Source organism: Paraburkholderia sp. DD10, from assembly GCF_049177125.1.
Lineage (GTDB): Bacteria > Pseudomonadota > Gammaproteobacteria > Burkholderiales > Burkholderiaceae > Paraburkholderia > Paraburkholderia terricola.
Window position 1 is genome coordinate 2,741,582 of sequence record NZ_CP185393.1, and the last position, 19,808, is coordinate 2,761,389.

The window sequence follows — 19,808 nt, forward strand, 5'->3', positions numbered from 1 at the left end:
CACTGACAGGCGGGTGGGCCGCTTCCGTCCTAACCGACAGTGATGCAGCACATGGCTCGGCTGCCAGTCAGGCTTACATCTCACCGGGACCGTGCATCATCCGATGATGACTGCGGCGGCGTCGTGTTCATGCGAGCATACGTGATCCGCGTCCCCGCTCGGAATCACGCAGCGGCGGTACGGCCCCGCGCTATTCGCGTCGGCGCGATTCGCCATGCGAGAACATCCGCCGCTTTGCGGTTGGAGACTTCGAGCCAAGTCACGACCCGCCTTTGTACGTCTCAACGAAGCTCGCGAGGTCTGCCCAGTTCGGTGACGATAGCAGCTCCGGATGGTCCTGTTGCACCTTTAGCGCGACGCGACGAAAGGCCTGTGCGCATGCAGAGAAGCCAGTCGATCGAGAGACAGAAGACGCACCCACGTGCGCCGTTCGTGGTAAGCCAATCGTCAACCCGCGACTGCTCCGGAAGAAAACCAGACATGTTGTCGCTAATCGCACGCTCGCCTGCCATTGCCATCAAGCGATTGGCACGGTGCCCGTCGGGAGCGGCGCAAACCAGCTATCGCAAACGGTGAAATTCCTTGCGAAAAATCATAAACAGGCAGCGCGTCGGCGGTGTAATAGCCCATCACCCATTGATAGGTCGGCCGGTGGTGGGTCGTGTCGCGTAGACGTATCCGTCGTATTGCGAATGCTACTTGCGGATGTGGATCTGACGAAGAACGTCCGAGAACATGTCGCTCGCCGCTGACCGTGAGAGATTTACGCCTTGCGCTCGAATTCCCATAGTGCCGGCTGTTGACGGAGAGTCCCATTCCGGTCCGGGGCGAAAACATCTGGCATACGCTCTCCCTGCTGCACTAGCACGCCCGGGACATTGTGGCCTTGTGCCTTCCAGATACCGGTTTCGGGGCAAACCTGACCGGTACGTACTGTCACAGGCTCAGTGTCCAGCGAGGTCGGCTGAGACTGTTGGCGTGCATCGAAATCCCGTGCGAAGTCAACGAGGTCCTTCGGGTAGGCGACGTGGTCGCGAAACGCCGAGTCGTCGAGTTCGAGAAGAAAAGTAGCGGCAGCCGCCTCCACGGCCCAATAGCCAACGTAGGCGCCGCCCTCCTGCTCGTTAGCCTTCAGGTGGCTATCGTGCCAAGGCGCGTCATTCATGGCTGCGTACCAGCCCTCAAGATACGCAGTGATATCTCGAATGCTTTCCTCTTCGGAATCGCGGTAGAAACTGTTAATGAGTAACCGATAGGGTCGGTCATGAAACCATTTGTCAACATCGTACCGGCCATCCATGCCATATGACAGGAGGTCTTCATAAAGTGTGTCCTGCGCACGGTAGAACGGGTCCAGCATGTTCGAAAGACGCGGGAGCAATTCGGTGCGATGCAGGAGAAGGCAAAGGCTGATGAGCTGCATTGCCTTGTCGTACTCGCCAATCTCCCCAAACATCAGGGGTGGGACACTATCGTCCTTTATTGCAGCGCGGTTCAGCGTCGTGTACGACTCAAGCGTATCGACCAGCAGTGGCAATTCATCTCGCAAGGCGATCAGACTTTTTCCGCCAGTGAACTCCAGTAGAAATCGACGATGAGCATAGGACGCCCGGTACCTTGCCGCGAGCGCTTTGCGCTCTGTGTCCGTCGAGCCACTGGGCGCTTCATGTCGGGCCCAATACTCGATCTGTTCGGTGAGTTGCGGCAGCAACCAGTCGTAATACTGCTTGCTCAGGAATCTTTGACGCCTTCCTGCTTCAAAATCGTCCATGAATCGGGTCTCTTAAACTGATTGCCGTAGTAGTTTGCGTTGCTTTTTTTCGACTGCAGCTTGCACTTCCGCATCGCGGTAATGATGCGTCGAAGGTACCCCGTGGTCCGAATGGCTATGTTCGTCTCCCTTCAGCAGAGCAGCTTCATGCTCGACTGCCGCCGGTAAATAGAACGGCACATACAGGATGTGTCGAGAATAACCTTCAATCAAAATCTTGGCCGCAACTGTCTCAAGAACCGCTTTGCTTAGGTTCGTTTCTATCCATTGATGGCTCATCTGAACCATTTTTCCCGTACTTTTCTTCGGCTCCGCCTTGCCCTCGAGAACATCCGGCGGTGGAGCTTGAGTCCGGGGCCGATTACGCCCGCCGCCCGGCTTGCCGCCGGCGGGCGGCGACACAGCAGCGGTCTGCTGGTCATCCGCAGGCGGTTCAAGGAGTTCATCAGCAGACGGGCGCACTGCATCCTTGATGCGTGACGCCAGGCCAAGCTTCGGCGACATATTCCGCTTTCCTTCCGGGTCCTTCATCGGCTTGTCGACCTTCGACGACTTCGCCTCCACGATAGCAAACGGCTTTCCTTCGTTCCTTCCGGGGTTCGCGCGCCATACACCGTCAATACCGTGACCTCGTGGCCGCAAATCGAACAGCTTGTTCAGCTTGCCGTGGTCATTCAGTTTCCCCGGCACATCGGCGCCCGGCTCATGCGACCATTTGCCAAGCAGCCCCTGGTCATGCGCTTCCCATCCCTTTCCCCATCTCAGAGTCTCATAGCAATAATAGTCAGCAATATGCTCGCCGAGGATGCCGGTGACTCCGTTTGTGATGTCGGCCACCGCGAGCTTTGCGTTCACCACGCCCGGACTCGACGATGCCGATGGCCGGTTATGCCCCTCTTCAGCCTCGACCCCCACTTCCCCGGCTTATCAGTTTCCTTACGACGCTTGAGCGTCGTCTGCGCCGACGAGTTCGGCTGCTTCTTCTTCCAATGAAGGAGCTTGCGCTCGAGGAACTGCGTCAGCCAGTACGGCAGGTTAGTTTCCACCCATACGAGCGCCTGCCTGAACGTAGCCTGCGCCGCGACCGGCATCTCCCTGAACAACCAGGATTTCTCGATGTGTTCACGCGCACCGGTCAGCACGGTCTTCAGGCCCGACGCGTCGAACAGCTTGTCGACCAGTTCTTCCGGGCTCGTGTGAACGCCCGCGCGCTGCAGCACCAGCCGGAGGATATCGAAGAGCAGCGGTCCGTAGATGTCGGACTTGTGATTGACGAGGCGGAACGTGCGCTTCACGCCGGCGCCGACCACCGGTACCCATCCGACCACGGCAAACACGAGGTCGATGCCCGCCTCGACCTTGACCATCTCGTCGGTGCTGTCGCGACTGTTCCACACTGTCCAGACACTCTCACTCGTGTCGTACACGTTCTGTGCGACGTAGAAGAGCGGAAACGCATTCGAAGCCATCGACAGGCCAATCTGCTCGACCGCGTCCTCGATCGCCTGTTGGTCGTTATCGCTCATTGCACGTCCGGCCGGCCAGAGAAACGGTCAAAAAGACTTGCGAGATTCTCGTGAGTGATTCCGTCATGGCCCGCTGCGTGGAGTTCCTTCAGAACGTCGTCCGGCGCAAGCTCCGTTGCCGCCGGAAGCGGTGCCCGGGTGAAGGGACGCGCATCCTCACCGAAGAATGCCTTCACGGGGCCGGGCGGTACATCGTGCAGCACCGCATAGCCATTCGCATCGAGCTTGCCGGACATCACCCCACCGTTTTCGAACATCACCTTGTACGGCGCATTCGGTACGGGTTTCAGCGAATCGTCGGCGAGATTCAGTTCAAGCCTGTTGTGCAAGTCCCCCTTCGGCAGCACAGGCATGTCGTAATTGCCCTGCGTCGGACCATTGAACGAATGCTGGCTACCCTTGATGTCAATCTTTCCGGGGGCGTGAATTTCGATGTTTCCGCCCGAGATGCGGATGTAAGCGCCGCCCGAAGTCAGCAGGATGTCCTGCTTCGCCGCCATTTCGATTTTTTCGGTCGCGGACAACAGCTTGACCGTCTTCTGCGCGGTCAACTCGACATTGTCGGCATGGGCCCGAATCTCGACCTTGCCCTTTGCGGCAAAGACCTTCACCCCAGCATGCTGTGCAAAAAGACTGATGCGCTCGGCAACGCTCGCGATAAGCGACTTGCCGGTCGCAATATGAGCGCTCTGGCCGCTCACAATATTCAGTTGCTCGTCAGCAGTGGTATGGGCGGTTTGCTGCGTCGACAAGGCGATGCCGGCCGGGCCGGCGAACAGCATGACAGGTTGCCTGAACGCATTCGCATTGCCGGTGCCGCCGCCTGCCGTCCGGCCGCCCGATGTCGCGCCTGACACGCTGTCCTGCGTGGCTTCGGTAAATGCCTTCAGCGCGTCGCGCCCATCCTTCAGGCTTGCAGCTTGATGGGTGGTGCTTGCATCCGACAATGCTTCGAGCACGCTTTCCGCGTTAACCAACTGCTGTTGCGCCTGCCGCGCTTCGAGCTGCTGAACCGCGGTCCCCGTGCCGGGGTGCGTCGAGACATACAGCCCTTTTGCTGCCCGGATGGCGTCGTAGGCGTCGGACTTCAGGTCGAAGCCGCTGCCGACATAGCCGCCCCGCGTATTGCCGGTCTGCTCGATGAGATAGCCCAGATGCAGGTGTGCGTTGGTGCTCGACGAATATAGGCGAACGCGATTCTGGCCGGTCGCGTCATCCATGACCATCTCGTTGTAACCGCTACCCTGGTATTCTTTCGACCGGTAGCCTGAGAGCAGTCCGTTCGAGTGCCATTGCGGCCTGGTCGCACCGTTGTACACGCGTCCTGTCACAATCGGGCGGTCGCAGTCGCCCCCGACCCAGTCGATGACGACCTCCTCGCCAATGCGCGGAATGTGGACGGCACCATATCCGCCACCGGTGTCCGAATAGGCCGCCCGCACCCAGCAAGATGCTTTCTCATCGCCATCGTTCAGGCGGTCCCAGTGCATTCGCACCTTGATACGATTCAACGAGTCGGTATAAACCTCCTCGTTCGCTGGCCCGACCACGGTTGCCGTCTGCAGATACATAGCCGGCTTACGGTGTTCGAGGAGACTGCGAAACGGCACGGCGCGGCGTTGGGCTTCGATTTCGACCAGGAAGAATCCCTCGCTGCCGTCCGCATGAGGCACGAGATGCGAATCCGTCGTCGCGGCCTTGACGGCCCGCTTCGTCTCAAGCTCCCGCTTCAGGCTATGCGGGAAATCCGGCGTTTGACTGGACACCGGCAAGTTGTTCTCGATGAACCACGCGGTCGCGATAACGACGAACTGCCGGTCCTGCTCGCTGTCCCGGTCGTGTTCCGGATGGTCGGTCAGTTCGAACCAGCGGCCGGCATCCGCCCGCCGCAACCCACCGACGCCGTAAAAACGCTTTGCCCGCGATTCCCATTCCTCCATGCGGATTTTGGAGAGCTGGTCGCCACGCTGCTGCTCACCGTAGGTGTACGCGCCCGTGTATTCGTATACTTCGGCCTGCTGGGGCAGGTTGCCCTGATTGTCCAGCGTGGGAACACTCGTACCTTTCGGGTTCCCGGAGGTCGGCGGTGACCTGTAATCGAACGTGCGAGTCGTCAGCGTCGTACTCTGCAGAGCGCGCGTGCCGCTCCACTGCACCAACGCGTCCGCCTCGCCGCCTGTGCCGGCCCGATAAAACGGCACACTCTGCGCGTGATAACGCCGGCAACGAAAACACTCGATCGGTGATAACGAGCATGTGCGACTTGCCGTCCGCCGCCTGCTCGAAATAACCGTACAGACCCTCGGACTCCATCAGGCGATGAACGAAGTTCCAGTCGTCTTCATACTGGACACAGAACGAGCGCGAAGGAAGCTGCGTTTGCAGGTCGAAGCGAAATGCGCCTTGTGCCTGCGGATGGCCGTTGAATACTTCGATCAGAATGTCTTCAGCGGTCTTTTCCTGAAATATGCGTGCGTCCTTCCGGAATCGCAGCAAATGCAACCACGAAGAGAAAACCAGTTGGTAGCCGACAAGGCCGCCGTCAGACCCAAGCCGCCGTGCCGTATGCACATAACCGTGGTGAGGCAGATAAGTCTTGTCGGTCTGTTGAATCCAGAGCGTGACAGACTGGGCAATGAGCGTTTTCAGTTCAAGCGAATCGCGCAATGAGACCACATCGACCGTAAATTCAAAGTTTCGGCCGATACGCGACTTGCCAATAACCCGTTGAGGCACCAGAACGTCGGCGCCAAGGGGCGTGTCCAGCCTCAGCAGCCTTTCGGTTTGATTGATGCCCGCGTTGATTGCCGCAGCAAGATCCTGCGCACCCATCTTTCTGGTCTCCGGAAAGTTCAAATCTCGAAGCGTCCGAAATCATATGATGAACGCGAATATCGCACAATACTGCGTGCGCGCCGCGCTCCGAGTGACACGTGAATTACATATTCCAGCCAATATTCATTTGCTCCATCGGTAGCTTCCAGAAAAGCCGTTTCACGAACGTGACGCCCACTAAATTACATATGTATTCATGCAATCAGCGTCTTCAGATTGTTAAATATTGCAATTCGAGGCTCCGCTTTTCGTTATCGCTTCATACTGCCTTCGTTTCCGGTTTGGCATTAGCCAAAGGCTGCGCAAATTGAAAACGGAAACAGCGGACACGGATTTCAAGGACCAGCACGGAAATCAATCGAATTTCGCCGTTTATACAAAATGAATAGAAAGAGAAAGGGAATTCGTTGCCCGTCCAATAGGACATCCGCAAAGGCCACGCTTTTACCCGCGACGCTGGAGTCCGTCCGTTCGGTTTCGCTACGCAATCACCTGGCGCTCGCGGCATTGCGTGCAGGCGACGGAAACGGACACCTGCTCAGCGACCTGATACACGTGCTGTACATGGCCTGGTATCTACGGGAGGCCGGCTTCGGAACCGCCGACCACGCACTGTTTCACGAAGCTGCCGAGGCGCTCGAGCGCAGCGCGGCACGAGCGACAGCAGCCGATGTCTGGCAGGTTAGCCCGGACGACGCGGCAAGTCTGGAACGGCTGCTGGCGCTCCATGACCAGCAGTTGGCGAGTACGCCTGTCGGCGTCATGCTCGGGGCACAAAGGCGGCTATTGCGATTCGCAACGAGTGACCGGAAAACGCCTTGGCACGACGCGGGGCCGTGATCAGCGAGGACGATCCCGTAGCGCTCACGCGCGGCTCTGCAGAAACGCTGCGGACACTGCGCGCGCGGAGTCCGACGAACTGACATCACTACGGCCGACGAAGACACCTAACCAAATCGAGGCGACGCTAGAGCCGTCCCTGAAACCGATTGTAAAACCATGCGCAACGGCTACCCGAAGCTGCTATCTTGAGAACGATGGTAGCCGCGAAGCCAAGCCGGACAAGGGTCACCGGCCATCTGCCGCGAGTCCCTGATTCGCCACCAGTTGCAAGAAAAAGCCGCTGATCCGCAAGGTTCAGCGGCTTTCCTGTTTTGGCCTTCCAAACAGCAACTTCAAGGAGGTTTCTTGATGACGTTCCGCACTGCCGCGCTTGCCGCGGCCACCGCTTCCATCGCGCTCGCAGGCAGCGCTTGCGCGCTTACGGCTCACGCGCAGACGCCGTCCGACAGCCAATGGCGTCCGAGTTCGATGACACTCCCCACCTTGCTGCAGAACGGCTACCGCATCGTTGCGGTCGTCAACGGCGCGCAAGGCGCTGCCGGTCCGGCCGATACGATCTTCGTTCAGCGCGACCAGAGCGCCTTCAAATGTATCGACTCACAGCAGCCGGACGCCAAGGCGAAACCGTCGACACCGCCGCCAGGGTGCTTCGAACTGGTGCCGCCGTCGGGAGCGGCCGCTGCTTCCGAAGCAAAGTAAGCGCGTCAGCGTGAGCGGCGCAAGAGCGGTTGCGCGCTCAACCCACGCTCGCGCTCCGCTCACCCTTCCGCCAAGCGACGCTCAAGCCTCGATCCGCCCGCGCGTCACGCCGAGCAAACCCGCCATCGCCTCGCGCGCCGCGGCGGCGTCTCGATCGCGAATGGCCTCGAACACCGCCGTATGCTCACCCAGCGACGCGTTGAACACCGCCGCGCGCTTGGCATTCAGGCGTAACTGCGCTTCGAGCGTGCGCTCGATCAGTGTGCCGAGCGGGATCAGCAATTCGTTGCTGCACGCGATCAGCACGCTCAAATGAAATTGCAGATCGGCACGCACCCATTCGTCGACGTTGCGCGCCGCCACCATCGCCGCATGAGCCGCCGCGAGCGCATTGAAAGCCTCGTCAGTGCGCGACGCCGCCGCGAGAGCCGCCGCATACGGCTCGATCATCTCGCGCATCTCCTGCAATTTGAGCGCGAACGCAACGGGCTCGGCGACTCGCGAGTACCAGTCGAGCACATCGACGTCGAGCAGATTCCACGCGTGCTTCGGCCGCACGCGCGTGCCGACCCGCGGACGCGATTCGATCAGTCCTTTCGAGGTCAGCGTGCGCAGCGCCTCGCGCAACACCGTGCGGCTCACGCCGAAGGTGTCCATCAATTCCGCTTCGCGCGGCAGGATCGAATCGGGCGCGTAGTCGCCGCGCAAAATCGCGGTCGCCAGCATATGGGCAACGCGCCCATGCAGATCGTGCTGAATAGGTTTCTCCAAACGGCCTTGCGGCTCTATCGACATCGGCAGGCGGAGCGTTCGAGATCAGCCGGCACTTCGAGGCTCACCAGCACTGCTTCGGCCCGGTGCCGCAACGACCAGCGCTTCGCCACTATGTGGCAAATAGTACTATTAATAGTACTGAAGCGCGCTTTTGTTGTAGCATGTGGATCCCCCGAATCGTCAGCAGACGCGCAAGTCGCAAGGAGACGCACACCATGAAAATCACCAAGCTCGAAACCTTCATCGTTCCGCCGCGCTGGTGCTTCCTGAAGATCGAGACCGACGCAGGCATCGTCGGCTGGGGCGAGCCGGTGGTCGAAGGCCGCGCGCATACGGTCGCGGCAGCCGTCGAGGAACTATCCGACTATCTGATCGGCAAGGATCCGCTGCTGATCGAAGACCACTGGCAGGTCATGTACCGCGCGGGCTTCTACCGCGGCGGCCCGATCACGATGAGCGCGATTGCCGGCGTCGACCAGGCGCTGTGGGACATCAAGGGCAAGCATCACGGCGTGCCGGTTCATGCGCTGCTCGGCGGCCAGGTGCGCGACAGGATCAAGGTGTATTCGTGGATCGGCGGCGACCGTCCGAGCGACGTCGCGAACAACGCGCGCGCCGTGGTCGAACGCGGCTTCAAGGCGGTGAAGATGAACGGCTCGGAAGAGCTGCAGATCATCGACACCTTCGACAAGGTGCAAGGCGTGATCAACAACGTCGCGGCGGTGCGCGAGGCGGTGGGGCCGAACATCGGCATCGGCGTGGACTTCCATGGCCGCGTGCATAAGCCGATGGCCAAGGTGCTGGCGAAGGAACTCGATCCGTACAAGCTACTCTTCATCGAAGAGCCGGTGCTCTCGGAAAACGCGGAAGCATTGCGCGACATCGTCAATCAGACCAACACGCCGATCGCGCTGGGTGAACGCCTGTATTCCCGCTGGGACTTCAAGCACATTCTGGCTGGCGGCTACGTCGACATCATCCAGCCGGACGCGTCGCACGCGGGGGGCATTACCGAGTGCCGCAAGATCGCGTCGATGGCCGAAGCCTACGACGTCGCGCTCGCACTGCATTGCCCGCTCGGCCCGATTGCATTGGCCACCTGTCTGCAGATCGACGCGGTGAGCTACAACGCGTTCATCCAGGAGCAGAGCCTCGGCATCCACTACAACCAGGGCAACGATCTGCTCGACTACATCAAGAATCCGGAAGTCTTCAAATATGAAGACGGTTTCGTGTCGATTCCGCAAGGCCCCGGTCTCGGCATCGAAGTGAACGAAGAGAAGGTGCGCGAGATGGCGAAGGTCGGGCACCGCTGGCGCAACCCGGTGTGGCGCCACGAAGATGGCAGCGTCGCCGAATGGTGATTGCGTGAAGCAACGCCGCCCACGGGCGGCGTTGTCGTATTAGCGGGCACGTTACGGTGACGTGACGCACGCGCGGCGACCGTCACGCGACACGCCGCAACACGGGTCGGAACACGTGTTTTCCGGCCGTTACGCCGCGCGGCCCCTGCTCCGCAGAGCCTTACACAACAAAGGCCCTTACGTCGCGATTGACCCGGCCTCAGCCCAGCGCGGCAAACGCCGGCACGCTATGCGACAATGCCGCCGCCGCGACGAACACGCCGATGATCGCCAGCGCTTCCAGATACAGGATGTTTGCGAAGGTATGCGCGTCGATTGTCGCGGCCGTGCGACGCAGGCGCGGCAGCGCCACGAAGCGGTTGAGCCCGCCGAGCACGAGCGCCAGCGCGACAAGCGCAAGCTTGAGCATCAGCACGTGACCCCATGCGCTGAATTCGAGCGCTTCGAATGAGCCGCCCGACCCGCGCACCGCATTGAATACGCCTGAAAACAGCACGAGCACGACCGCCACCACCGAGACGTTCGACATCTGCGTCGCCGTGCGGATCAGCATTCCGCGCGCGGTCGACGTGCCGAGCGCGGGCATCACCGAAAGCCCGCCCGCCATCGCGAGCCCGCCCCACACGCTCGTCACGAGCACGTGCAGTGTTTGCATGGCGATTGCCGCCGACGCGAGCCCGGCGTCGGCCGCATGACCGAGCGATGCCTTGCCCGCCGCGATCGCGACCACCGCGAGCCACAGCAGCGCATTGCGCAGCATGCCCGTATGACTCGCCATCGCCGTGCCGAGCAATACGAGGGCACCCGCGAACGCAACACTCCAGCCATATCCGACATGCGTTTGCGTGAGCACCGTCGGCACCACGCCGATCGCGGCAGCCAGCCCCACACCGCTCATCGAGGCCGCCTGATACAGCAGCCAGCCCAGATCCGCGAGCACCAGCACGACGGTGGCCGTCAACATCGCCCGTTGGGCGCGCAACCAGCCTGGCCGCGCGGGTGCGATCTTGGCTTGGGCATCTTTCGCGAGCCACGCGCCGAACAACGCCGAGCCGACGGCAAACGCAAACGCGACGTTCATGAGCGCGGCCATGGCGACCTGCCCGATCCAGAGTCCGTCCATGCTCATTTGACGGTAAACGCAAAGTCGCCCTGGGTACGGTGGCCGTCCGTGGCGACCGCCGTCCAATGCACCGCGTAGCGGCCCGCGCTCAACTGCGGCAGCGGCAGGTGCAAGACCTTCGCATCCTGGCTGTCGACCTGCGACGCAGCCGGTGCGGCCGACTTGCCGCTCGCGTCGGCGAGCGCAATCTTGCTGAAAGCCGGTTCGAGCGGCTCGGTGAAGCGGATCGTCACTTGCGTGGGCGCGGCCACTTCGGCGTTCGCCGCCGGCTCGCTCGACACCAGATGCGCATGCGCGAAAGCCGTGGACGTCGCAAGCAGCGCCGTGGCGCCGAGCGTCAACACAAGCAGCCTCGGGCGGGAGAAATTGGATAGCTTCATGTAAGGCCGATAGCGGATAAACAGGAAAACGATGGAGGCGGAACCAGCGCGGTCTGAGTCACGGGGACGCCTGCGAGCCCGCAAGTGTACGCTTCGATGCCGCCCTCGCGGCTCGGTTCAACCTGCTTTATCACGCGAGACGCCGGGTACAACGCTGACGTCCGCGATCGCGCGGATTGATGCGGGACAACGTCAAATTCGTCCTGATCCGACACTGCGCGTCAAACTGTCGCACGACTGTGAGGACTGGAACCTTCTCTAATGTGGCAAATAGTCACCATCAGCCTTCGATGATAGAATGCTGCGTCGCCGCAGCGCCGGCTGCCCTTCACACCGAGCCGCTCGAAGTTCGGTCAGGTCCCCGATTTTGATGGAGTTACGCGTGTCTTCAAGACGCATTTTCCGCCCGTTGCTTGCCCTTCTGCTGATCGGCTCCGCGGGTGTCTATAGCGCTGCGAAAGCGCAGACTCAACCGAAGGCCCCCGATACGATGGAAGCGCGCGTGCAAGGTTGCACGGCCTGCCACGGCACGCATGGTCAAGGTACTGATAACGACTACTTCCCGCGTCTCGCCGGCAAGCCGGCCGACTACCTGTACAACCAGTTGCAGAATTTCCGCGAAGGTCGCCGCAAGTACCCGCCGATGAACTACCTCGTCACGTATCTCTCGGACGACTACCTCCATCAGATCGCCACGTACTTCTCGCAGCAACGCCCGCCGTATCCGCAACCGGCCAAGCCGACGGTGTCGGCGGCCACGCTCGCGCGCGGTCAGCAGATCGTGCTGAAGGGCGACGCATCGAAACAGATTCCGGCTTGCGCGGCTTGCCACGGCAAGGGCTTGACCGGCATGGAACCCGCTATTCCGGGTCTGGTCGGCCTGCACTCCGATTACATCAGCGCCCAGCTCGGCGCCTGGCGCTCGGGTTCGCGCCACGCCATCGCGCCTGATTGCATGCAGACCATCGCCACGCGCCTGACCGATGAAGACGTGAACGCCGTCGCTGCATGGCTTTCCACGCAACAGGCCCCACAAAACCCCGTGCCGGCTCCGGCCCGCTCGATGAAGACTCCGCTTGCCTGCGGCAGCGAACCGCAATAAGGCACCAGGAGAGACACTCACATGAAACGCAAGTCTTTGTTCGCCCTCTCGGCAGTCGTCGTCGTTGCGGCTGCCGCACTCGTTCCCGTCCTGTGGTCGGGCGGCGACAACCTGCATAACGGCACGGCCGTCGCGGCAACGCCCGCCGACCAGGCCGCGCTGATCAAGAAGGGCGAGTATCTCGCCCGCGCCGGCGACTGTATCGCCTGCCATACGGTGCGCGGCGGCAAGCCGTTCGCCGGCGGCCTGCCCATGGCCACGCCGTTCGGCACGATGTTCACGCCGAATATCACGCCTGACGACCAGTACGGCATTGGCAAGTGGACCCAGGACGACTTCTATCGCGCGATGCATACGGGCCGCTCGAAAGACGGCAGCCTGCTGTATCCGGGCTTCCCGTTCACGAGCTACACGAAGGTCACGCGCGCCGACTCGGACGCGATCTACGCGTACCTGCGCTCGGTCGCGCCGGTCAACGTGGCAAGCCGTCCGCACGAACTGAAGTTCCCGTTCAATCAGCGCAACATGCTGATCGGCTGGCGTACGCTGTTCTTCCGCGAAGGCGAGTACAAGCCTGATCCGACCAAGTCGGTCGAATGGAATCGCGGCGCGTATCTGATCGAAGGCCTCGGCCACTGCGGCATGTGCCATACCTCGATCAACGCGATGGGCGGTCCGGTCAGTTCGGCTGCGTTCGCCGGCGGCCTGATCCCGCTGCAGAACTGGTACGCACCGTCGCTGACGTCGAACAAGGAAGCCGGCCTCGGCGACTGGGAAACCAAAGACATCGCCGATCTGCTGAAAACCGGTGTGTCGAACCGCGGCGCGGTATTCGGTCCGATGGCTGAGGTGGTTCACAACAGCCTGCAGTACATGACGGACGCGGACATCAACGCAATGTCCACGTACCTGAAGACGATCCCGCAGAAGAGCGAAGCGCCGGAACCGCTGCAGTTCGAAACGTCGGAAAAGTTCGGTGGCGAACTGTTGAAGCAAGGTCAGAAGATCTACGCTGACAACTGCGCGAAGTGTCACGCGGAGAACGGCCTCGGCATGCCGCCGGCCTTCCCGCCGCTCGCGAACAACCAGTCGATTCAGATGTCGTCGGCGGTGAACCCGATCCGCATGGTGCTGAACGGCGGTTATCCGCCGAGCACGGAAGGCAACCCGCATCCGTACGGCATGCCGCCGTTCGCGCAGTCGCTGTCGAATCAGGAAGTGGCCGCCGTCGTGACGTACATCCGTATGTCGTGGGGCAACCACGGCACGGCTGTCTCGCCGCAGCAAGTGGCTGAACTGCGTTCGGCGCCGCTCGACTAAGCAGCGTGAGATGCACCCTGGGCGCGGCCGGCGAAACTCGCGGCCGCGCCCTTCGTTTTTTTCAGCACCGGTATCATGTGGGCCACATTGGCCTCGATGACGCCGCGCAGGAGGAAAGAGCCGTGCATGTCGGTGAGCGTTTCAACAGCATTACCCACCTCGTCGGCGCCGTGCTGTCGGTGGCGGGGCTGGCTACGCTCGTGACGATGGGCGCGCTCGCGGGCGATGCGTACAAGGTGGTGAGCTTCAGCGTGTACGGTGCGATGCTGTTCGTGCTGTATGCTATCTCGACGCTGTACCACAGCGTGCGCAACCCGCGCGTGAAAGCTGTCTTGCAGAAATGCGACCACTCGGCGATCTATTTGCTGATCGCCGGCAGTTACACTCCGTTCACGCTTGTCACGTTGCGTGGGCCGTGGGGCTGGTCGCTGTTCGGCGTAAGCTGGGGGCTTGCCGCCCTCGGCATCGTGCAGGAACTGACGCTCGGGCGTCGCACCCGCAGCGTTTCGATGGTGCTGTATGTATTGATGGGATGGCTCGCGCTCGTTGCCATCCGTCCGCTGGTCACGGCTTTACCGACCGCGGGTACCGCCTGGCTCGTGGCCGGCGGAGTCATTTACAGCGCCGGCATCTACTTCTTCATCAACGACGAGCGCATCCGGCACGGACATGGTATCTGGCACCTGTTCGTACTGGCGGGCAGTCTGTGTCAATTCGTCAGTGTCGCGCGCTACGTCGCGTGACACGCCACGGCGGCGAAATGCAACTTAAGGCCAGTCAACGTGTCTGCATAGCGCGTTGAAGCATTCGGCACGCGTTCCCGCGTGCCGCCGATTTCTCCGCGACCGGAACTGGGCTCTGGCCTCGAATACGCCACGAAGGCGTATTCATGCCGCGTTTTGCCCACTTGGGCCCCGTTGTGCCGTTCGCGATACTGCATTGCAAAGAGTTTTTATGTCTTTTGATTCCCTCGGCTTGTCCGAACCCTTGGTCCGCGCTGTACACGAACTCGGCTACACCACGCCGACTCCGATCCAGACACAAGCGATTCCCGCCGTGCTCAACGGCGGCGATCTGCTGGCCGGCGCGCAGACCGGCACCGGCAAGACCGCCGGCTTCACGCTGCCGATCCTGCAGCGCCTGAACACCATGCCGGGAGTCGCCACGGCTTCGGGCAAGCGCGCGGTGCGCGCGCTGATCCTCACGCCCACGCGCGAGCTTGCGGCCCAGGTCGAAGAAAGCGTGCGCGCTTACGGCAAGTACCTGAAGCTGAAGTCGACCGTGATGTTCGGCGGCGTCGGCATCAATCCGCAGATCGGCGCGTTGAGGAGCGGCGTCGATATCGTCGTGGCCACGCCGGGCCGTCTGCTCGACCACATGCAGCAGAAAACCATCGACCTGTCGCATCTAGAGATTCTCGTGCTCGACGAGGCCGACCGCATGCTCGACATGGGCTTCATCCACGATATCAAGCGCGTGCTCGCGAAGTTGCCGCCCAAGCGTCAGAACCTGCTGTTCTCGGCGACGTTCTCCGACGAGATCAAAACGCTCGCCGACAACCTGCTCGACTCGCCGGCGCTGATCGAAGTCGCACGCCGCAATACGACCGCCGAGACGGTCGCGCAAAAGATTCACCCGGTGGATCGCGACAAGAAGCGCGAACTGCTCACGCACCTGATCAAGCAACACAACTGGTTCCAGGTGCTGGTGTTCACGCGCACCAAGCACGGCGCGAACCGCCTCGCCGAGCAGCTCACGAAAGACGGCATCAGCGCGCTGGCGATTCACGGCAACAAGAGCCAGTCGGCTCGTACGCGCGCGCTCGCCGAGTTCAAGGACGGCACGCTGCAGGTGCTGGTCGCCACCGACATCGCCGCACGCGGCATCGATATCGACCAGTTGCCGCACGTGGTCAACTACGATTTGCCGAACGTGCCGGAAGACTACGTGCACCGCATCGGCCGCACGGGTCGCGCGGGCGCGACGGGCGAAGCGATTTCGCTGGTGTGCGTCGACGAACTGCAATTGCTGAAGGACATCGAGAAGCTGATCAAGCGCGCGGTGCCCCAGGAAGTGATCGCCGGTTTCGAACCGGATCCGACTGCGAAGCCGGAGCCGATCCTGCGCCGCGGTCAAGGCGGTGGCGGTGGCGGCGGACGTTCGCCGCGCCAGGGCCAAGGTGCGCCGAAGCGCGATGGCGCTTCGTCCGCGAAACCGGCGCAGCGCTCGGGTCAGCGCCCGGCGAACGGTCAGCAGCAACCGAGGCCGCAAGGCGCAAAGCCGGCCGGCAACGGCGGCCAGCCGCGCCGCGACGGTCAGCGTCAAGACGACCGGCCGCGCGCTGTCGCGCATGAAGGCAACGGCGCGCAGCATGCGCCGCGCAAGCCGCAGGCCAATAAACCGCAAGGCGGCAACCCCGGCGCTTTGCTCGGCGGCACCAAGCAGCGCAACGACGCGCCGCGCGGCGGCCAGCCGACACGCAGCGGCCAGCGCGGCCGGTAAACTTCAAGGCTCGCCAGCCGTCGTCCTGATTTAGCGCAACAAGGGACTAACGGCTGGCCGCAGTTCGCTTCAGGTGCTCGATCTGCCGTTTCCATCGGTCGAGCACCGCCTCCTTCCCCTCTTCTTCCAGTTCGAACGTGATGCCGCTCGTCAGGCGCGCATAACGCACGCTTTGCGTCTCCGCCGAGTCGATCGAGCAGATCAGATAGACCAGTCCGCTGTCGTCGCCTTCAACGCAAGGCAGCGGCGCGACCCGCAACTGCACCTGATAAAACGCCTCATCGCAAACAAAGGTCAATGCGGCCCGGCCGTTGCGCTCGATCGCGCGCGTCGCCCTCGCTTGCGGCCACAACGCGATGCACAGCGTGCGCGAATCCGGCGCATACAGTTCGCCGACGCCGAGCAGCGACGTACGCACATGACCATTCGTATCGACGCTCAGCAGCGAGGCGGTGAACCCCGTCTTGCTCGCCAGCGACGAACCGTCGAACAGCGCGCGCACGGCATCGGGCCATTCGTCGAACACGTTCTGTTCGAGCGGACGGGGGGGTGCGGGAGAGTCGCTCATCGTGTCGATCCGTCGAGTAAGTCGGTCAGGCTCAAAAATGCCTCGAAGAGCGAATGGCCCGCACGAGCGGGCCATTGGTGTTCATGCGGCAAGCCAACTGAAAACTCAGCGGAAGAACACGTGCTGCGTGATCTTGGCGAGCGGATAATGCACGCCCGGCTGAATCCTCGCGGGCAGGTCGAGCGGCTTGAGCAGCATCTTCACGCACATATCGGCCGACAGATTGCGCCGCACCAGCGCATTGATGCGCGCCGCGCGCTCGCGGTTGTAGAGCGAATCGTGCACGCGCTCCGGATAGCGAATTGCGAACACGTGGCGCAGCGCGATCTCCGAGTCTTCGTTCTTGATCTCCATTACCCGGCGCATCAACGCGCCGAGCACGGCGAGACGGCCGTTGCCTTCGATCTTGTTGTACTTCTTGAAGTATTTGAAAAAGTGCTTGTAGTGACGGACTTCGTCGATGCGGATGTTGTCGGTGATCTGCTTGAGCACGGGTTCGTCCGAGCATTCGCCGATCGCGCGATACAGCGTTGCCGTGCCTGTTTCGACCACGCAGCGCGCGACCATTTCGAGCGCACGCGTCTTTTCGAAATCTTCCACCGAACACGTGAGCGAATACTCGTCCATGAAATTGCGGAACGCGGTGTCCCAATCGAACTCCGGCCAGACGTAAGCGATATACGTCTTGAGCGCCCGGCCGTGCTGCATTTCCTCCGGCTCCCACTCGTTGTTGAGCCAGGCGGAGACCTCGGGATCGCCGTCGAAGAACGTGCTCAGATTACTCGTGTAAAGATCGGTGCCGCTTTCGATAAACGAAGCGGCGCACAGCAGCAACAGCAAATCTTCGTTGGCGACAGCCTTCTGGCGATCTATGCGGGTGAGGTCGATATCCTCGATCCGCCAGGGCATGGCGTGGTTCGGCTCTGTGTGCATCGTGTCTTGCTCCGAAAGCTGTATCGACTCGTGGAGCATGCTCGCAACCGCCCGCTCTCGCCAGGTGGTCCGCCGTGTCTGATACAGCGTCGTGAATTAGAGTTAACCCCTTGTATCTTGCATCTTAGCCGGTGTTTCGCAACTCTGCAGATAACCCAGCACAGACCATGCCGGAACGTCGCAGTTCAATCCCAGGGTAGTCGATTACACCGTCGAACGGGAGCGCCGTGCGTGAGGCGTAAAAAAGCCAGCTCGGCGAGCTGGCTTGAGTCTGCATGAAAAGCCCTGCGGATAGCGCATGCGAAGCGCCCCTTTGAACGGCGCCGCGCTTCGCGAATGGAACCGCTCAGAACCCGGCGGCCAGGCCGTCGCGACGGCTGTCGCTCGCCGCCACATAGCCGCGCTCGGGATCGTTGCGATCGAGCTTCCAGATGTACTGGCCGGAGCCAAAGTCCATGTACGGATCGTCGACCGACTTGATCGTGTGGCCGAGCTTCTGCAAGGCTGCGGCGGTGTTCGAATCGAGCGTCGCTTCGACGTCGAGCGTGAAGTCGCGGTTGACCTTCCAGCGCGGCGCATCGCAAGCGGCCTGCGGCTGCTGACCGTAGTCGAGCATCCTGACGATCGATTGCAGATGACCTTGCGGCTGCATGTCGCCGCCCATTACGCCGAAGCTCATCACCGCTTCCTGCTTGCCGTCCACCTGCTGCGTGAGGAACGACGGAATGATCGTGTGGAACGGCCGCTTGCCGCCTTCCACGACGTTCGGCGACCTCGGGTCCATCGAGAAACCGCAGCCGCGATTCTGCATGGAGATGCCGGTGTCCGGCACCACGATGCCCGAACCGAAACCCATGTAGTTCGACTGGATGAAGCTGACCATCATGCCGCGCTCGTCGGCCACCGACATATAGATCGTGCCGCCCGCTTTCGGCATGCCGAAGTCGAACGGCGTCGCGCGCTTGTGGTCGATCAGCTTCGCGCGCGAAGTGAGGTAGGCGTCGTCGAGCATCTGCTCGGGCGTGACTTCCATCGAACGCGGATCGGCCACGTAGCGATAGACGTCGGCGAACGCGAGCTTCATCGCTTCGATCTGCAAATGCTGCGATTCGACGTTGTCGACGGCGAGCGCCTTCACATCGAATTTTTCGAGGATGCCCAGCGCGATCAGCGCCGCGATGCCCTGCCCGTTCGGCGGAATCTCATGCACGGTGTAGCCGCGATATGCCTTGCCGATCGGCTCGACCCAATCCGCGCGATAGTTGCGCAGGTCGTCGATGGTCAGCGCGCCGCCGCCCTCGCGCGAAAATGCGGCGATCCGCTCGGCGATCTCGCCTTCGTAGTAAGCGCGCGGACCTTGCTCGGCGAGCTTGCGCAGCGTCTTCGCGTGGCCCGGAAAGCGCACCAGCTCGCTCACTTCGGGCGCGCGGCCACGCGGCATGAAGGTTTGCGCGAAGCCCGGCTGGTCTTTCAGGTCGGGCACGGCCGCCGCCCACTTATGGGCGACGATGCTCGCCACCGCGTGACCGCGCTCGGCGATTTCGATCGCCGGCTCCATCAGATCGGCGAACGGCAGCGAGCCGAATTTTTGATGCAGCGCTTCCCAGCCCGCGATCACGCCGGGCACCGTCACGGCATCCCAGCCGCGCACGGGCTGCTTCGCGAGGCCGTTTTGCTCGCCGTACTTGCGCTTGAAATAGTCGACGTTCCACGCCGAGGGCGACACGCCCGACGCGTTCAAGCCGTGCAGCTTCTTGCCGTCCCACACCAACGCGAACGCGTCGCCGCCCAAGCCGCACGACACCGGCTCGACCACCGTGATGGCGGCCGCCGCCGCGATCGCCGCGTCGACGGCATTGCCGCCTTTCCACAGCATGCGCAGCCCCGCCTGCGCGGCAAGCGGATGCGACGTCGACACGATGTTGCGCGCGAATACGGGCAAACGCGGCGTTGCATAAGGGTTTTGCCAGTTGAAGCCAGTCATGGTCGAACACTCTCGAAAGCGCGGCCCGGCGCATGAACATCGCCGCAACCACAGGAACGGGTAAAAAAAAGCGGAACCCCGGAT

General features: G+C 61.9%; 16 protein-coding genes and 1 pseudogene. 7 read left to right on the forward strand and 10 right to left on the reverse strand.

Features of this window, described 5'->3' with window-relative positions:
- Nucleotides 1–763 precede the first annotated feature (763 nt).
- The 4 genes and pseudogenes from ACOCG7_RS27635 to ACOCG7_RS27650 form a co-directional block, all read right to left on the reverse strand.
- Nucleotides 764–1,771 (reverse strand): PoNe immunity protein domain-containing protein, encoded by a 1,008-nt coding sequence (locus ACOCG7_RS27635; protein ID WP_083083219.1) that lies wholly within the window; start codon nucleotides 1,769–1,771, stop codon nucleotides 764–766.
- Between the two features lie 12 nt (nucleotides 1,772–1,783).
- The gene (locus tag ACOCG7_RS27640; RefSeq protein WP_244219929.1) at nucleotides 1,784–2,629 is read right to left on the reverse strand and encodes a hypothetical protein; all 846 of its coding nucleotides are present in this window, start codon (nucleotides 2,627–2,629) and stop codon (nucleotides 1,784–1,786) included.
- Entirely contained in the window at nucleotides 2,623–3,297 is a 675-nt protein-coding gene (locus tag ACOCG7_RS27645) for a hypothetical protein (RefSeq protein WP_227470659.1), read from the reverse strand. The genes ACOCG7_RS27640 and ACOCG7_RS27645 overlap by 7 nt, the downstream gene beginning before the upstream one ends.
- A pseudogene (locus tag ACOCG7_RS27650) lies at nucleotides 3,294–6,129 on the reverse strand (type VI secretion system Vgr family protein). The gene ACOCG7_RS27645 and the pseudogene ACOCG7_RS27650 overlap by 4 nt, the downstream one beginning before the upstream one ends.
- Nucleotides 6,130–6,513: 384 nt before the next feature.
- Between ACOCG7_RS27650 and ACOCG7_RS27655 the strand changes: the two are divergent.
- Both ACOCG7_RS27655 and ACOCG7_RS27660 read left to right on the forward strand, forming a co-directional pair.
- Nucleotides 6,514–6,972: a hypothetical protein gene (locus tag ACOCG7_RS27655; protein ID WP_143326572.1), complete on the forward strand. Its 459-nt coding sequence runs from the start codon at nucleotides 6,514–6,516 to the stop codon at nucleotides 6,970–6,972.
- Between the two features lie 351 nt (nucleotides 6,973–7,323).
- Nucleotides 7,324–7,674 (forward strand): hypothetical protein, encoded by a 351-nt coding sequence (locus ACOCG7_RS27660; RefSeq protein WP_073429057.1) that lies wholly within the window; start codon nucleotides 7,324–7,326, stop codon nucleotides 7,672–7,674.
- Between the two features lie 81 nt (nucleotides 7,675–7,755).
- On the opposite strand, the gene ACOCG7_RS27665 is transcribed toward ACOCG7_RS27660, so the two are convergent.
- Nucleotides 7,756–8,469 carry a FadR/GntR family transcriptional regulator gene (locus ACOCG7_RS27665; RefSeq protein ID WP_083083215.1) on the reverse strand — a complete coding sequence of 238 codons (714 nt, stop codon included), beginning with the start codon at nucleotides 8,467–8,469 and terminating at the stop codon, nucleotides 7,756–7,758.
- Nucleotides 8,470–8,663: 194 nt separating this feature from the next.
- On the opposite strand from ACOCG7_RS27665, the gene dgoD reads away from it, so the two are divergent.
- Complete coding sequence (gene dgoD, locus ACOCG7_RS27670) at nucleotides 8,664–9,812, forward strand: galactonate dehydratase (protein WP_083083212.1); 1,149 nt, start codon at nucleotides 8,664–8,666, stop codon at nucleotides 9,810–9,812.
- A gap of 199 nt (nucleotides 9,813–10,011) precedes the next feature.
- Here the strand turns inward: dgoD and ACOCG7_RS27675 are convergent, their stop codons facing one another.
- Nucleotides 10,012–10,941 (reverse strand): CopD family protein, encoded by a 930-nt coding sequence (locus ACOCG7_RS27675; protein ID WP_073429060.1) that lies wholly within the window; start codon nucleotides 10,939–10,941, stop codon nucleotides 10,012–10,014.
- Nucleotides 10,938–11,315, reverse strand: coding sequence for a copper homeostasis periplasmic binding protein CopC (copC, locus tag ACOCG7_RS27680; RefSeq protein WP_073429061.1), 378 nt, complete (start codon nucleotides 11,313–11,315; stop codon nucleotides 10,938–10,940). The genes ACOCG7_RS27675 and copC overlap by 4 nt, the downstream gene beginning before the upstream one ends.
- Before the next feature lie 370 nt (nucleotides 11,316–11,685).
- On the opposite strand from copC, the gene ACOCG7_RS27685 reads away from it, so the two are divergent.
- The 4 genes from ACOCG7_RS27685 to ACOCG7_RS27700 all read left to right on the forward strand — a co-directional run bounded on the left by ACOCG7_RS27685 (nucleotide 11,686) and on the right by ACOCG7_RS27700 (nucleotide 16,239).
- The gene (locus ACOCG7_RS27685; protein ID WP_073429062.1) at nucleotides 11,686–12,417 is read left to right on the forward strand and encodes a c-type cytochrome; all 732 of its coding nucleotides are present in this window, start codon (nucleotides 11,686–11,688) and stop codon (nucleotides 12,415–12,417) included.
- Between the two features lie 21 nt (nucleotides 12,418–12,438).
- Nucleotides 12,439–13,737, forward strand: coding sequence for a c-type cytochrome (locus ACOCG7_RS27690; RefSeq protein WP_073429063.1), 1,299 nt, complete (start codon nucleotides 12,439–12,441; stop codon nucleotides 13,735–13,737).
- A gap of 122 nt (nucleotides 13,738–13,859) precedes the next feature.
- Nucleotides 13,860–14,480 carry a PAQR family membrane homeostasis protein TrhA gene (trhA, locus tag ACOCG7_RS27695; RefSeq protein ID WP_073429064.1) on the forward strand — a complete coding sequence of 207 codons (621 nt, stop codon included), beginning with the start codon at nucleotides 13,860–13,862 and terminating at the stop codon, nucleotides 14,478–14,480.
- A gap of 211 nt (nucleotides 14,481–14,691) precedes the next feature.
- Nucleotides 14,692–16,239, forward strand: a complete 1,548-nt coding sequence (locus tag ACOCG7_RS27700; protein WP_073429065.1) for a DEAD/DEAH box helicase — start codon at nucleotides 14,692–14,694, stop codon at nucleotides 16,237–16,239.
- Nucleotides 16,240–16,285: 46 nt separating this feature from the next.
- On the opposite strand, the gene ACOCG7_RS27705 is transcribed toward ACOCG7_RS27700, so the two are convergent.
- The 3 genes from ACOCG7_RS27705 to ACOCG7_RS27715 all read right to left on the reverse strand — a co-directional run bounded on the left by ACOCG7_RS27705 (nucleotide 16,286) and on the right by ACOCG7_RS27715 (nucleotide 19,724).
- Nucleotides 16,286–16,807: a pyridoxamine 5'-phosphate oxidase family protein gene (locus ACOCG7_RS27705; protein WP_073429066.1), complete on the reverse strand. Its 522-nt coding sequence runs from the start codon at nucleotides 16,805–16,807 to the stop codon at nucleotides 16,286–16,288.
- Nucleotides 16,808–16,912: 105 nt separating this feature from the next.
- Nucleotides 16,913–17,740 (reverse strand): ferritin-like domain-containing protein, encoded by an 828-nt coding sequence (locus tag ACOCG7_RS27710; RefSeq protein ID WP_073429149.1) that lies wholly within the window; start codon nucleotides 17,738–17,740, stop codon nucleotides 16,913–16,915.
- 346 nt (nucleotides 17,741–18,086) lie between these two features.
- Nucleotides 18,087–19,724, reverse strand: coding sequence for a gamma-glutamyltransferase family protein (locus ACOCG7_RS27715; protein ID WP_114163159.1), 1,638 nt, complete (start codon nucleotides 19,722–19,724; stop codon nucleotides 18,087–18,089).
- Nucleotides 19,725–19,808: the final 84 nt, after the last annotated feature.